The following is a 13,860-nucleotide window of genomic DNA, read 5'->3' as shown; positions in this document are numbered from 1 at the left end:
GTCCTCGCGCGTCGGGACCGACGCCTAGGCTGGCGGCATGACCCCCCGTTCCCGTCCCGGCTCCGGCCCGCGCGCCGGCTCGCCCGACGGCACCGAGAACCTCAGCCCCGCCGAGCGGTACGCCGCCTCCCGGGCCCGCAGCAGCCGCGACCGGGCCGACGCCGAGGGCGAGCTCCGGCTGTTCCGCCAGGAGGTCGGGTTCGAGCTCGACCCGTTCCAGGTGGACGCGTGCGTCGCGCTCGAGGAGGGACGCGGGGTGCTGGTCGCCGCCCCCACGGGCGCGGGAAAGACGGTGGTGGGGGAGTTCGCCGTCCACCTCGCGCTCGCCCGCGGCGGCAAGGCGTTCTACACGACGCCGATCAAGGCCCTGAGCAACCAGAAGTACACCGACCTGGTCGCCCGGCACGGGACGGCGAACGTCGGCCTGCTCACGGGGGACACGTCCATCAACGCGGGCGCGCCCGTGGTCGTGATGACCACGGAGGTGCTGCGCAACATGCTGTACGCGGGGTCGTCCGCGCTCGACGGGCTCGCGTACGTCGTCATGGACGAGGTGCACTACCTCGCCGACCGGTTCCGCGGACCGGTGTGGGAGGAGGTCATCATCCACCTGCCCGACCACGTGCAGCTCGTCTCCCTGTCCGCGACGGTGTCCAACGCGGAGGAGTTCGGCGACTGGCTCGCCACCGTGCGCGGCGACACCGCCGTGGTGGTCAGCGAGCGCCGCCCGGTGCCGCTGTGGCAGCACGTGGTCGTCTCGGCGCCGGAGCCGCGCGGCGTGCCGCGCCTCATGGACCTGTACGCCGGGCACGTGGACCCCACCGACCCGGGCACGAACCCGCCGATCAACCCGGACCTGCAGGCGATGTTCCGCACCTCGGCGCGGGCCGAGTCGTCGCACGGGTCGTCGCACGGCAGGCACGGTCACCGCGGGCGGGGCGACCGCGGCTACCGGGGCCGCGGGGGCAACCGCCCGGGCGGCGGCGGGCCGGTCGCGCACCGCCGCACGCCGCCGCGGTTCGCCGTCGTCGACTCCCTGGACGCGGACGCGCTGCTGCCGGCGATCTACTTCATCTTCTCGCGCGCGGGCTGCGACGGGGCGGTGCAGCAGTGCCTGCGCGCGGGGCTGCGCCTCACGGACGCCGCGGAGGAGGCGCAGATCCGGCGGGTGGTGGAGGAGCGCACGGCCACGATCCCGGCCGAGGACCTCGACGTGCTCGGGTACTGGCCGTGGGCGGAGTCCCTCGCCCGCGGGATCGCCGCGCACCACGCGGGCATGCTGCCCGTGTTCAAGGAGACCGTGGAGGAGCTGTTCTCCCGCGGGCTGGTGAAGGTGGTGTTCGCGACCGAGACGCTCGCGCTGGGCATCAACATGCCGGCGCGGTCGGTGGTGCTGGAGAAGCTCGTGAAGTGGGACGGCACCGCCCACCAGCCGGTGACGCCGGGGGAGTACACGCAGCTGACCGGGCGGGCGGGCCGCCGGGGGATCGACGTCGAGGGGCACGCCGTCGTCGTCGACCACACGGGCCTGGACCCGGTGGCGCTGGCCGGCCTGGCGTCCAAGCGCCTGTACCCGCTGCGCTCCAGCTTCCGGCCCACGTACAACATGGCCGTCAACTTGGTGGGCCAGGTGGGGCGCGAGCGGGCCCGCGACGTGCTGGAGACGAGCTTCGCGCAGTTCCAGGCTGACCGCGGCGTGGTGGGTCTGGCGAAGCAGGCGCAGGCGCACGCGGAGGCCATGGAGGGGTATGCCGCGTCGATGGCGTGCGACCGTGGCGACTTCGCGGAGTACATGGGGCTGCGGCGCGCGATCAAGGAGCGGGAGAAGGACCTGTCGCGGGCGGCGTCGGGGGCGCGGCGCGCGGACGCGGTCGCCTCGTTCGAGAGGCTGCGGCGCGGTGACGTGGTCGAGGTGCCGTCGGGTCGGCGTCGCGGGTACGTCGTCGTGCTGGACCCGGGGCGCGACGACCGCGGGTTCGACGGGCCGCGCCCCACCGTCCTGACGCAGGAGAAGCAGGTCAAGAAGCTGACCCTCGCCGACGCCCCCGGCGGCGTGCAGGTGGTCACGACCGTGCGGATCCCGAAGGCGTTCAACCCGCGCCGCCCCGACCAGCGGCGCGACCTGGCCTCGAGCCTGCGCAACGCCCTCGGGGCGTTCTCCGGCGACGGCGGCTCGGGGCGGCACCCGGGCCGGCGCGGCGGCCCGTCGGGCGGGGGGCAGGGCCGGCGCGCGGACGCGGCGTCCGACGCCGAGCTGCGGCGCCTGCGCGCGGCGCTGCGCGCCCACCCGTGCCACGGCTGCCCGGACCGCGACGACCACGCCCGGTGGGCGGAGCGGTGGGAGCGGCTGCGCGCCGAGCACGACCAGCTCGTGCGGCGGGTGGAGGGGCGCACCGGCACGATCGCGCGCACCTTCGACCGCACCTGCGAGGTGCTGACGCGGCTGGGCTACCTGGCGCGCACCGACCACACCGACTCTGGCGCCACGTCGTCGGACCGCGAGGGCACGGCTCCGGGGTCGCTGGCGGTCACCGACGACGGCCGCTGGCTGGGCCGCCTGTACGCGGAGGACGACCTGCTGCTCGCGGAGTGCCTGCGCCGCGGCATCTGGGACGACCTGGACGCGCCGGGGCTGGCGGCGGCCGTGTCGACGGTCGTGTACTCGGGGCGCCGGGAGGAGGCGTCCGAGCCGTTCGTCCCGGGTGGCCCGCACGGGCGGCTCGCCCAGGTGCTGGACGCCACGACGCGGGCCTGGTCCGAGGTGACCGACCTCGAGGCGCAGCACCAGCTGGAGGCGACCGGCCCCCTGGACCTGGGGCTGGTGGCGCCGGTGCACCGGTGGGCGTCCGGCAAGAACCTCGACGCGGTGCTGCGGGGCACGGACGTGGCGGCCGGTGACTTCGTGCGGTGGTGCAAGCAGGTGCTCGACGTGCTCGACCAGCTGGCGAAGGCGGCACCACGCCCGGCCCTGCGCGCCACGGCCCGCAAGGCGCAGACCGCGGTGCTGCGCGGGGTGGTCGCGTACTCCAGCGTCTGACCGGTCGGCCACCACGCGCCCGGATGTGAGGAACCCGTGCCCCCCGTGTGGGGGTGCGGTGGGCGGTCGTGCCCGGCGGTGCCATAGAGTGCAGGCCGTGACGTCCACCCTGTACCGCAACGGAGTCGTCCACTCGCCCGCCGACCCGTTCGCCGAGGCCCTGCTGGTCGACGACGGCGTGGTGACGTGGCTCGGCGCGGAGGACACCGCCGCCGGGCTCGCGGCTCGCGCCGACCGCGTGATCGACCTCGACGGCGCGCTCGTGGCCCCCGGGTTCGTCGACGCGCACGTGCACCTGCTCGAGACGGGCCTCGCGGCCGAGTCGGTCGACCTCACCGCGGCCGGCGGGGTGACGTCGCTCGCCGAGGCGCTCGACGCCCTCGCCCGGGGCGCGCGCGAGCTCGACGCGGCCGACCCCGGCGGCGAGGAGGTGCTGCTGGCGTTCGGGTGGGACGAGCAGGCCTGGCCCGAGCGGCGCGCCCCCACGGCGGACGAGCTGGACGCCGCCTGCGGCGGGCGGCGCGTGTACGCGGCCCGCGTCGACGGGCACTCCGCCGTCGTGTCCGGGTCGTTCGCCCGCACGGTCGGCCTCGACCGGGCCGCGGGCTGGGAGCCGTCCGGGATGGTCACCTCCGACGCCCATCACGCCGCGGCGGCCGCCGTGCGACAGGTGTCGCCCGCGCGCCGCACCCGCGCCTACCGGCGGGCCCTCGCCGACGCCGCCGCGCGCGGCATCGTCGGGGTGCACGAGATGAGCGAGCCGAACATGGACACCCGCGAGGGCCTCGCCGAGCTCGTGGGGCTCACCGCGGACCCGGCGGGCGCCCTGCCGCACGTCGTCGCCTACCGGGGCGAGCTGTGCGCGACGGCGGACGACGCCCGGCAGATGCTCGCCGAGCTGCCGTTCCTCACCGGCATCGCCGGCGACCTGTGCGCGGACGGCTCGATCGGGTCCCGCACGGCGGCGCTGCGCCACCCCTACAGCGACCTGCTGGCCGGCCCGGGCGGCGCCGAGACCTCGGGCCGCCTCTTCCTCACGGGCGAGGACGTCGCCGCGCACCTGGCCGCCTGCTCGGCCGCCGGGACGCAGGGCGGGTTCCACGTCATCGGCGACCGCGCCATGGACGAGGTGGTGCGCGGGCTGGAGCTGGCCGCCACCGAGCACGGGGCGAGCCTGCTGCGCTCCGGCCACCACCGCCTCGAGCACGCCCTGTTCGTGGACGCGTCCGCCCTGGCCGCGCTGCTGCTGTACGGGGTGGCGCTGTCCGTGCAGCCCGCGTTCGACGCCGCCTGGGGCGGCAGCCACGGCATGTACGCGGCCCGGCTGGGCCCCGGCCGCGCGTCGACCCTGTCGCCGTTCGCCGACCTCGCCGGCGCGGGCGTGCCGCTCGCGTTCGGCTCCGACACCCCCGTCACCCCGCTCGACCCGTGGCAGGCGGTGCGCGCCACCCTCACCCACGAGGACGCCATGCAGCGCATCTCCGCGCGCGCGGCGTTCCGCGCGCACACCCGCGGCGGGTGGCGGCTCGCCGGGCTCGACCACACCGGCGCGGGCGAGCTGCGCGTCGGCGCCCCCGCACACCTGGCCGTGTGGCGGGCCGACACCCTGTCCGTACAGGCCCCCGGGGACCGCCTGTCGGCGTGGAACCCCGAGGCTCGCGCCGGGCAGCCGCTGCTGCCCGACCTGTCCGAGGGCGAGCCCGACCCCGTGTGCCTGCAGACCGTGCGCGACGGCGTCGTCCTGCACGACACCTTCGACTGACCCCCGGCCGTCCCGTGCCTCCGAGCAAGCGATCCGTCGCGGGAACGACCGGCTTCCCGCGACGGATCGCCTGCTCGAAGGGTTCCCGGCAGCCCGGCCACGGCGCCGGGTCACGTACCCTGCGGGGGTGTTGCACGTGAGCCCGAGCCCGGTCGAGGAGCCCTCCGGCGCAGGAGCCGGCCCCGACGACGCCGACGGCCGTGACGCCGGACGAGACGGGGTCGCCGCGCCGCGCACGAAGGCGCCCACCGGCCGGTGGGCGAGCCGCCCCGCGACGCTGCTGCTCGCGGTCGCGGCGGGTGCCGCGCTGTGGGCGTCGTTCCCCGACGTCGGTGCGTGGCCGCTAGCGTTCGTGGGCGTGGCGCTGCTGTTCGCCGCCCTGCGCCGCGACGGCCGCCGGGCGGCGGGCTGGAACTTCCTCGTCGGCCTGGTCGCCGGCCTGACGTTCTGGTTGCCGCACATCTGGTGGGCGAACTTCGCCACCGACACCGTCCCGTGGGTGGCGTTGTCGGTGCTGGAGACCCTGTTCCTCGCCGCGTTCGGCTCGCTGTGGACGTGGGCGCGCCGCTGGGGGCGGGTACGGCGCCACCCCGCCGCCCAGGCCGCCGTCTTCGCCGTCGTCTTCGTCGCGGTGGAGCAGTGGCGCTCCGAGATCCCGTTCGGCGGGTTCCCCTGGGGGCGCCTGGCCTGGGCGATGGCCGGCGCGCCGACCGGTCGCGCCGCCTGGCTGGGCGGCACCACCCTGGTGTCCCTGCTCGTGGCCGCGGCGGGCGTGCTGCTCGCGCTCGCGGTCGGGCGCCTGCTGCGTGCCCGGTGGCGCCCCGCCGGGCACGGCACGGGGCACGGCAGCGGGGACGGCACCCCGGGCGTGGCGCGACGTCGTGCGGCCGCGAGCGCCGGTGCGTTCGTCCTGGCCGCGGCGGCGCTGGTGACCGGTCCGCTGCTGCTGCCCCTGGCGCACGACCCGGGCACCCGTGAGGTGACGGACGCCGACGACCCGGGTCACCGGGGCACGGTGGTCGACGCGGGCACGGGGACCGCGCAGGCGGGGGTGCTGCGGGCCGGGGCGGTGCAGGGCAACGTGTCCGAGCCGGGCGAGGGGTCGTTCGCGAACCGGGCGGAGGTGCTGAACAACCACCTGGCGGGCACGTACGCGATCGCGGACGAACAGGCGGCGGGTGCGTTCGGCGACGGTCCGGGTGACGCGGTCGACGTGGTGCTGTGGCCGGAGAACGGCTCGGACCTGGACCCGCAGACGACGCCGGAGGTGGGTGCGGCGATCGACGACGCGGCGCGGGCGGTGGGCGCGCCGATCCTCGTGGGTGCGCAGGAGTGGCCGGACACGGGCGGGCGGTACAACGTGGCCCTGCTGTGGGAGCCCGGGCAGGGGGTCACCCAGCGGTACGCGAAGCAGCACCCGGCGCCGTTCGGCGAGTACATCCCGATCCGGGGCTTCGTGCGCCTGTTCAGCGCCCAGGTGGACCGGGTGACGACGGACATGATCCCCGGCACGGAGCCGGCGGTGGTCGACCTGCCGGTGGACGGTGCGGCGATCGGGCACGGCACGGGGGAGACGACGGTGCCGATGGCGACGGTGATCTGCTTCGAGGTGGCGTACGACGAGATCGTGCGCGACGCCGTGCAGCGCGGCGCGCAGGTGCTCGTGGTGCCGACGAACAACGCGTCGTTCGGGTACACGGCGGAGTCGACGCAGCAGCTCGCGATGACGCGGTTGCAGGCGATCACGACGGGCCGGGCGGCGGTGCAGGTCTCGACGGTGGGGGTGAGCGGCGTCGTCGCCCCGGACGGGACGCTCGTGGCGCGCACGCAGCTGTTCACGCCCGACCACTGGGTGGCGGACCTGCCCCTGCGCACGGAGCTCACGCCGGCGGTGCGGGCGGGCTACTGGCCGGGCTGGGCCGTGGGCGCGGTGGCGGTCGTGCTCGTCGTGGGCGGGATCGTGTCGGCGGTGCGCGCGCGGCGCGGCTGAAACCGCCGGCTGAACCGCCGACAGGGGGGCGGAGACACGCCGAAGGGCGGGCACCCGGTGGGGTGCCCGCCCTTCGGCGTGTGCGTGGGGCCGCGCGTCAGGCGCTGCGGCGCAGCTTGCCGGCCCGCAGCAGCTCGAGGCGCTCGTCGAGGAGCTCCTCCAGCTCGGAGACGGTGCGGCGCTCGAGCAGCATGTCCCAGTGGGTGCGCTGGGGCTTGGTGGCCTTCGGCTCGGGCTTCTCGGCGTCGCGCAGGAGCGCCTCCTCGCCGCACCGGCACTCCCACACCGGCGGCACCTCGGCCTCGGTGGAGAAGGGCAGGATGATGGTGTGGCCGTTGGGGCAGTCGTAGTGCGCCTGGAACCGCGGGGCGAAGTCCACGCCCTCGTCGGACTCCATGCTCTTGCTGCCGATGCTCATGCCGCGCAGGGACCGGTCGGGCATGTCGTCCTCCTGGAGGTCGGTGGGAATGGGCCTGAGGTTCCAACGCGGCCCTGCCGGGGGTTGTTCCGGCGGTCCGTGAAGGTCCCGTGAAGCACGGTCCACTCCGGGTGCCGGAGACACGGCAGGATGTTGTGGACGCGGCGTCGCCAAACCCCAGGGTTGCCAGTCGGCGAGCCGTGCGCAACTTGAGACCGCCCGGCGGGCGTCCTTTGTGCGCGACGTCACCCGTGCCGCCCCGTCGGCGGCGGGAACAACGCGGCGGGGTGCACGGTTCACCGCCATGTACATGCAAACGCATGGACCTAGGATCGGTCCCGGGTCCACCAGCCACCAGGAGCAGGGAGCGCAGCCGTGCAGTTCGGAATCTTCTCCGTCAGCGACGTCACCACCGACCCCACGACGGGCCACACCCCGGACGACACTGAGCGGGTGCGCAACATGCTCACCATCGCCCGGCACGCCGACGAGGCGGGCCTGGACGTCTACGCCACGGGCGAGCACCACAACCCGCCGTTCGTCGCGTCCTCGCCCACGACGATGCTCGGCTACCTCGCCGGCGTCACCAAGAACATCACGCTGTCGACCGCGACCACGCTCATCACGACGAACGACCCGGTGCGCCTCGCCGAGGAGTACGCGATGCTCCAGGTCATCTCCGACGGACGCATGGACCTCATGATGGGCCGCGGCAACACCGGCCCCGTGTACCCGTGGTTCGGGCAGGACATCCGTCAGGGCATCCCGCTCGCCGTCGAGAACTACGCGCTGCTGCGCCGGCTGTGGACCGAGGACGTCGTCGACTGGGAGGGCAAGTTCCGCACCCCGCTGCAGGGCTTCACCTCCACCCCGCGCCCGCTGGACGGCGTGCCGCCGTTCGTGTGGCACGGCTCGATCCGCAGCCCCGAGATCGCCGAGCAGGCCGCGTTCTACGGCGACGGGTTCCTGCACAACAACATCTTCTGGCCGATGCACCACACGCGGCAGATGGTGCGGTTCTACCGTCAGCGCTTCGAGCACTACGGGCACGGGCGCGCCGACCAGGCGATCGTCGGGCTCGGCGGGCAGGTGTTCATGCGCAAGCGGTCCCAGGACGCGTGGAACGAGTTCCGGCCCTACTTCGACGAGGCGCCCGTGTACGGGCACGGCCCGTCGATGGAGGACTTCACGCGCGAGACGCCGCTGACCGTCGGCTCGCCGCAGCAGGTGATCGACCGGTACGCGTCGTTCGTCGACGAGGTGGGCTACTACCAGCGCCAGCTGTTCCTCGTGGACCACGCGGGCCTGCCGCTGAAGACCGTGCTGGAGCAGATCGACCTGCTCGGCGAGGAGGTCGTGCCCGAGCTGCGCAAGATCGCCGAGGCCAAGCGCCCCGCCGAGGACGTGCCCCTGAACCCGCCGACGCACGCGGAGCGGGTCGCCGCCGCCCGCGCGGCGGGCGAGGCCGGCGCCACCCACGTCGGCGACACCGCCGACCCGTACACCGGTACCGTTGCCGAGGGCACCCAGCCCGCCGGCGCCCGCACGACCGGCACCACCCAGCAGGAGGCTCGAGCATGACCACCCCGTTCACCCCGCAGGCCCCCGGCAGCGGGGGCGGCGAGCGCACCCTCGCCGTCGTCTCGGCGGGGCTGTCGCAGCCGTCCTCGACACGGCTGCTGGCGGACCGGCTCGCGGACGCGACGGTGCGCGAGCTCGAGGACGCCGGGCACACGGTGCGGGTGACCACGATCGAGCTGCGCGACCTCGCGCACGCCGTCGTCGACGCGATGCTCACCCGGTTCCCCACCGGCGACCTGGCCCGCGCGCTGGAGACCGTGACGGGCGCCGACGGGCTCATCGCCGTCTCGCCCGTGTTCACCACGAGCTACTCGGGGCTGTTCAAGTCCTTCTGGGACGTCGTCGACCCCGACTCCGTGACGGGCATGCCCGTGCTGCTCGGCGCCACCGGCGGCACCGCCCGCCACTCCCTGGCGCTGGAGTACACGATGCGGCCGCTGTTCACCTACCTGCGCGCCGACGTCGTGCCGACCAGCGTGTTCGCCGCCACCGACGACTGGGCCGCGAGCGCCGACGACCCGGGTGCGGGCCTGCCGAAGCGCATCGGGCGCGCGGGGCGCGAGCTGGCGCAGCGGGTCGCCCGCCGGGAGAACGACGGGCCGGTCGACCCGTTCGCCGCGACGCCGAGCTTCACCGAGCTCCTCGGCGGCAGCTGACCCGACCAGCACGCGCACGGGCCCGGCCCGGGGTGCGGACGCCCGTCCGACGACGGTGCCCGACGCCCTAGGCTGGGCCCATGCGCGTTCTGGTCTCCGGCGGTGCCGGCTACATCGGCTCCCACACGGTCCTGTCCCTCGTGGCCTCCGGGCATGACGTCGTCGTCGTGGACGACTTCTCCAACAGCAAGCCCACGGTGATGGGCCGGGTGGAGTCGCTGTCGGGCGTGCACGTGCCGGTGCACGCGATCGACCTCACGGACGCGGAGAAGACCGAGCGCCTGTTCGCGCACGAGAAGTTCGACGCGGTCGTGCACTTCGCGGGCCTCAAGGCCGTGGGGGAGTCGGTGGCCAAGCCGCTGGAGTACTACCGCAACAACCTCGACTCCACGCTGTCGCTGCTGGAGGCGATGCGCCGCCACGACGTGTCGCGGCTGGTGTTCTCCTCCTCGGCCACCGTGTACGGGGAGAAGGCGCCCGTGCCCTACCGCGAGGACTACGACTTCCTGTCGTCGTCGTCGCCGTACGGGCAGACGAAGGTGATGATCGAGCGGATCATGGCCGACGCCGCGGCGGCCACGGACGGCCTGCGGGTGGCGCTGCTGCGCTACTTCAACCCCGTGGGGGCGCACCCGTCGGGGCAGATCGGGGAGGACCCGCAGGGCATCCCGAACAACCTCATGCCGTTCCTGGCGCAGGTCGCCGTCGGCAAGCGCGACAAGCTGGTCGTGTTCGGGGACGACTACCCGACCACGGACGGCACGTGCGAGCGCGACTACCTGCACGTCGAGGACCTCGCCGCCGGGCACGTGGCCGCGCTGGACCACCTGGAAGCGATGGTCGAGCCCGTGCGCGCGTTCAACCTCGGCACGGGCACGGGCACTTCGGTGCTGCAGATGCTGCACGCCTTCGAGCGGGCCGTGGGCCGCGAGCTGCCGTACGAGGTCGGGCCGCGCCGCGCCGGCGACCTCGCCGCGTTCTGGGCCGACCCCACCCGCGCGCAGACCGAGCTGGGCTGGCGGGCCGTGAAGACCATCGACGACATGTGCGCCGACACCTGGCGCTGGCAGTCGGAGAACCCGCAGGGCTTCCCCGGCGCCTGAGCCGCCCGCCCGGGCGCCCTTGCGCGGCGCGTGCGGCCGCGCCACGATGACCCCATGCCCGCCTCGACCTCCGACGACGCGACGCGGCGCCCCCACCCGCGGTGGGACCCGGGCGCCCGCTACCGGCCGTCGGCGCTCGCGGGCCTGCCGTCGCCGCGGCCCGCTGCCCTCGTGCCGGGCACGGCCCAGGCGACCACCCCTCGAGGAGCGTCGTCGGCAGACGCCTCGGCGCCCCGGCTGACCGGCCGGCTGCGGCGTGGCCCGGCCGCCCGCACGGCCGTGTTCGACCGTGACCTGTGGCGGCCCGTGCAGCACGTGACCACGGGGCTGGTGCGCGTCGTCGGGCGCGCCCTGGGCCGCTGACCGGTCGGCGCGCCACGCGTGTCACGACGTGAGCTGGTCGTGCTCGGCACCGCGAGCATGGTGCCGACCCGCACGCGCAACCACAACGGGTACGTCCTGTTCTTCGACGACGCGGCGATCCTGTTCGACCCCGGCGAAGGCACCCAGCGTCAGATGACCCTGGCGGGCGTCTCCGCGACCGACCTGACCCGCATCGCGATCACCCACCTGCACGGCGACCACTCCCTGGGCCTGGCCGGCGTCGCGCAGCGGCTGTCGGGGGACCAGGTGCGGCACACCGTGCCGGTCTCCTTCCCGGCGTCCGGCGAGCCGTGGGTGCGCCACCTGCTCGACGCGAGCGCCTACGACCACCACGAGCGCGTCGCCCTGCAACCCGTGTCGTTCGCGCCCCAGGGCCGGGACGCCGGCGGCCCCGCGCCCGTCGTGACGCTGCCGCGCGTGGACGGCGAGCGCGGGGCCGGCCTCGGCGCGCCGGTGCTCAGCGCCCGGCCGCTGGACCACCGGATCGACGCGGTCGGCTACCGCCTCGACGAGCCGGACGGCGTGTCCCTGGACCCGGCGGCGCTCGCCGCCGCCGGCGTGCCGCCCGGCCCGCAGGTCGGGCGGCTGCTGCGCGACGGCGTCCTCGTGCTGGACGACGGCCGCACCGTGCACCGCGACGCGGTCTCGGTGCCCCGCCGCGGGCAGTCGGTCGCGTTCGTCATGGACACCCGCCTGTGCGACGCCGTCGGCGAGCTCGCCGACGGCGTCGACCTGCTGGTGATCGAGTCGACGTTCCTGCACCGCGACGCCGAGCTCGCCGCCCGGTGGGCCCACCTCACCTGCCGGCAGGCGGCGATCGTCGCCTCCCGCGCCGGGGTGCGCCACCTCGTGCTCACGCACTTCTCCCAGCGCTACCGGGTGCCCGACGAGCTGCCGGCCGCGTTCGAGCACGAGGCACGCGAGGTGTACGACGGCGGCCTCACCGTCGCGGCCGACCTCGACCGCGTCCCCCTCCCGCCGCGCCACCGATCCTGACGCCCCGGTTGCGGGCGCGATTTCGGGGACAACAGGGCCCGTCATTGTCCCCGAAATCGCGCCCACAACGAGGTGCGGCTAGAGGACGGTGGCGACGTCGACGTGCTCGAGGGAGTGCGCCTCCGCCACGCCGGCGTTGGTGACGCGCCCGTCGTGCACGTTGAGGCCGTGCGCCAGCACGGGGTCGCGGCGCAGCGCCTCGCGCCAGCCGTGGTCCGCGAGCGCCACGGCGTAGGGCAGGGTCACGTTCGTCAGCGCGTACGTGGACGTGCGGGGCACGGCGCCTGGCATGTTCGCCACGCAGTAGAAGACGGTGTCGTGCACGGCGAACGTGGGGTCGGCGTGGGTGGTGGGGCGCGAGTCCTCGAAGCAGCCGCCCTGGTCGATGGCGATGTCCACCAGGACGGCGCCGGGGCGCATGCGTGCCACGAGGTCGTTCGGCACCAGCACGGGCGCCTTGGCGCCGGGGACGAGGACGGCGCCGATCACCAGGTCGGCCTCCAGCACGGCCTCGGCGAGCGTGAGCCGGTTCGAGGCGAGCGTCTGCACCCGTCCGCCGAACTCACGGTCGGCGGACCTGAGCGCGTCGGCGCTGGTGTCCAGGAGGGTGACGCGCGCGCCGAGGCCGACGGCGATGCGGGCGGCGTTCATGCCCGACACCCCCGCCCCGACGATCACCACGTGCCCGGCGGGCACGCCCGGCACCCCGCCGAGCAGCACGCCGCGCCCGCCCGCGGCGCGCAGCAGGGTGGCGGCGCCGACCTGCGGGGCGAGCCGCCCGGCGACCTCCGACATCGGCGCCAGCAGCGGGAGCCGCCCGTCGGGGGTCTGCACCGTCTCGTACGCCACGGCGGTCACGTCGCGTGCCAGCAGCTCCTCGGTGAGCGCCTTGTCCGCCGCGAGGTGCAGGTAGGTGAACAGCGTCAGCCCCGGCCGCAGCCGGTGGTACTCCTGCGCGACGGGCTCCTTGACCTTGAGGACCGTCTGCGCGCTGGCCCACACCTCGTCGGCGTCCGCGACGACGTCGGCACCCGCGGTGCGGTACTCCTCGTCGGTGATCGCGGAGCCGGCCCCGGCGCCCGCCTCCACCACGACGTCGTGCCCGCGGGAGGCGAGCTCGTGCACGCCGGCCGGCGTGATCGCCACCCGGTACTCGTGGTTCTTGACTTCCCTCGGGACGCCGATGCGCATGGTGAGTCCGCCTTCGTGGCTCGGCACCGGCCCTCGGCTCGTGGCCGGGAGACGGCGGGTGCGTGACGCGGGGCGTGTGACCCCGCTCACGTCCCAGTCTGCCGGGCTGATTCGGCACGACGCCATGAATCCGTACATCCTTCGATAGATTCGCAGGATGTCGACGCAACGCCCGGCTCGGCCCGGGGTACGCCAGCCGCGAGCGAAGGACGTTCGATCCGGGGACCAGCGAGGCCGGGACGTCGGTCCGGACCCCTCGTGGGGTCTCGAACGCCGCGGCCCGGCCCCCGCCCGGCTGGACGACGTCGACCAGCGGCTCCTCGCGGCGCTCGCGGCCGACGCCCGCCTCCCGAACAACGCGCTCGCCGCGCGCGCGGGCGTGGCACCCTCCACGGCGCTGACGCGGGTGCGGCAGCTGCGCGAGCGGGGCGTGATCCGCGGCTTCCACGCCGACGTCGACCCCGCGCGCACCGGGCACCCCCTGCAGGCGATGATCGCGGTGCAGATGCGCGGCGCGGCCCGCACCCGCCTCAGCGGCTACCTGCAGCGCCTCGCCGAGCTGCCCGGGGTGCTGAACGTCTTCCTGCTGGGCGGCGCGCACGACTTCTTCGTGCACGTGGCCGCGGCGGACTCCGACGCCCTGAACGAGTTCGTCATCGAGCACCTGTCCACGGACCCGGACGTGGCGCTCACCGAGACCAACCTCATCTTCCAGCACGCGCGGGCGAGCTGGTACTGAACG

The 13,860-nt window shown here is 75.1% G+C and carries 11 protein-coding genes; 9 read left to right on the top strand and 2 right to left on the bottom strand.

The annotated features are described in order from the left end of the window. Positions 1 to 37 precede the first annotated feature (37 nt). From ACH436_RS03840 to lnt, 3 genes are all read left to right on the top strand, one after another. Positions 38 to 3,037, top strand: a complete 3,000-nt coding sequence (locus tag ACH436_RS03840) for a DEAD/DEAH box helicase (RefSeq protein ID WP_430558833.1) — start codon at positions 38 to 40, stop codon at positions 3,035 to 3,037. A 97-nt stretch (positions 3,038 to 3,134) separates the two neighbouring features. Further along, entirely contained in the window at positions 3,135 to 4,799 is a 1,665-nt protein-coding gene (locus ACH436_RS03835; RefSeq protein ID WP_430558832.1) for an amidohydrolase, read from the top strand. Between the two features lie 127 nt (positions 4,800 to 4,926). Continuing rightward, positions 4,927 to 6,789: an apolipoprotein N-acyltransferase gene (lnt, locus tag ACH436_RS03830; RefSeq protein ID WP_430558831.1), complete on the top strand. Its 1,863-nt coding sequence runs from the start codon at positions 4,927 to 4,929 to the stop codon at positions 6,787 to 6,789. Positions 6,790 to 6,886: 97 nt separating this feature from the next. On the opposite strand, the gene ACH436_RS03825 is transcribed toward lnt, so the two are convergent. Further along, positions 6,887 to 7,231, bottom strand: a complete 345-nt coding sequence (locus tag ACH436_RS03825) for an RNA polymerase-binding protein RbpA (RefSeq protein ID WP_225566476.1) — start codon at positions 7,229 to 7,231, stop codon at positions 6,887 to 6,889. Between the two features lie 351 nt (positions 7,232 to 7,582). Between ACH436_RS03825 and ACH436_RS03820 the strand changes: the two genes are divergently transcribed. The 5 genes from ACH436_RS03820 (at position 7,583) to ACH436_RS03800 (ending at position 11,927) form a co-directional block, all read left to right on the top strand. Next, complete coding sequence (locus tag ACH436_RS03820) at positions 7,583 to 8,788, top strand: LLM class flavin-dependent oxidoreductase (protein ID WP_430558830.1); 1,206 nt, start codon at positions 7,583 to 7,585, stop codon at positions 8,786 to 8,788. Beyond that, complete coding sequence (locus ACH436_RS03815) at positions 8,785 to 9,444, top strand: FMN reductase (protein WP_430558829.1); 660 nt, start codon at positions 8,785 to 8,787, stop codon at positions 9,442 to 9,444. The genes ACH436_RS03820 and ACH436_RS03815 overlap by 4 nt, the downstream gene beginning before the upstream one ends. An 80-nt stretch (positions 9,445 to 9,524) precedes the next feature. After that, positions 9,525 to 10,547 (top strand): UDP-glucose 4-epimerase GalE, encoded by a 1,023-nt coding sequence (gene galE / locus ACH436_RS03810; protein ID WP_430558828.1) that lies wholly within the window; start codon positions 9,525 to 9,527, stop codon positions 10,545 to 10,547. A 54-nt stretch (positions 10,548 to 10,601) separates the two neighbouring features. Further along, positions 10,602 to 10,910, top strand: coding sequence for a hypothetical protein (locus ACH436_RS03805; RefSeq protein ID WP_430558827.1), 309 nt, complete (start codon positions 10,602 to 10,604; stop codon positions 10,908 to 10,910). An 18-nt stretch (positions 10,911 to 10,928) separates the two neighbouring features. Then, on the top strand, positions 10,929 to 11,927 hold the full coding sequence (locus tag ACH436_RS03800; protein ID WP_430558826.1) for a ribonuclease Z: 999 nt from the start codon (positions 10,929 to 10,931) through the stop codon (positions 11,925 to 11,927). Positions 11,928 to 12,005: 78 nt separating this feature from the next. On the opposite strand, the gene ald is transcribed toward ACH436_RS03800, so the two are convergent. Continuing rightward, positions 12,006 to 13,118, bottom strand: coding sequence for an alanine dehydrogenase (gene ald / locus ACH436_RS03795; RefSeq protein ID WP_430558825.1), 1,113 nt, complete (start codon positions 13,116 to 13,118; stop codon positions 12,006 to 12,008). 157 nt (positions 13,119 to 13,275) lie between these two features. On the opposite strand from ald, the gene ACH436_RS03790 reads away from it, so the two are divergent. Then, positions 13,276 to 13,857, top strand: a complete 582-nt coding sequence (locus ACH436_RS03790) for an Lrp/AsnC family transcriptional regulator (protein ID WP_430558824.1) — start codon at positions 13,276 to 13,278, stop codon at positions 13,855 to 13,857. Positions 13,858 to 13,860 lie beyond the last annotated feature (3 nt).

The organism is Isoptericola sp. NPDC019693, assembly GCF_044389085.1.
In the GTDB taxonomy this organism is placed as follows: domain Bacteria; phylum Actinomycetota; class Actinomycetes; order Actinomycetales; family Cellulomonadaceae; genus Isoptericola.
Note: the sequence above shows the minus strand (reverse complement) of the source record. Positions and strands in the feature narration are given on the sequence as shown.

What these genes read in the sequence shown, in the direction of transcription:
- ACH436_RS03840 (WP_430558833.1), top strand. Translation starts at nt 38, where the DNA reads ATGACCCCCCGTTCCCGTCCCGGCTCCGGCCCGCGCGCCGGCTCGCCC.
- ACH436_RS03825 (WP_225566476.1), bottom strand. Translation starts at nt 7,231, where the DNA reads ATGCCCGACCGGTCCCTGCGCGGCATGAGCATCGGCAGCAAGAGCATG.
- ACH436_RS03815 (WP_430558829.1), top strand. Translation starts at nt 8,785, where the DNA reads ATGACCACCCCGTTCACCCCGCAGGCCCCCGGCAGCGGGGGCGGCGAG.
- galE (WP_430558828.1), top strand. Translation starts at nt 9,525, where the DNA reads ATGCGCGTTCTGGTCTCCGGCGGTGCCGGCTACATCGGCTCCCACACG.
- ACH436_RS03805 (WP_430558827.1), top strand. Translation starts at nt 10,602, where the DNA reads ATGCCCGCCTCGACCTCCGACGACGCGACGCGGCGCCCCCACCCGCGG.
- ald (WP_430558825.1), bottom strand. Translation starts at nt 13,118, where the DNA reads ATGCGCATCGGCGTCCCGAGGGAAGTCAAGAACCACGAGTACCGGGTG.
- ACH436_RS03790 (WP_430558824.1), top strand. Translation starts at nt 13,276, where the DNA reads ATGTCGACGCAACGCCCGGCTCGGCCCGGGGTACGCCAGCCGCGAGCG.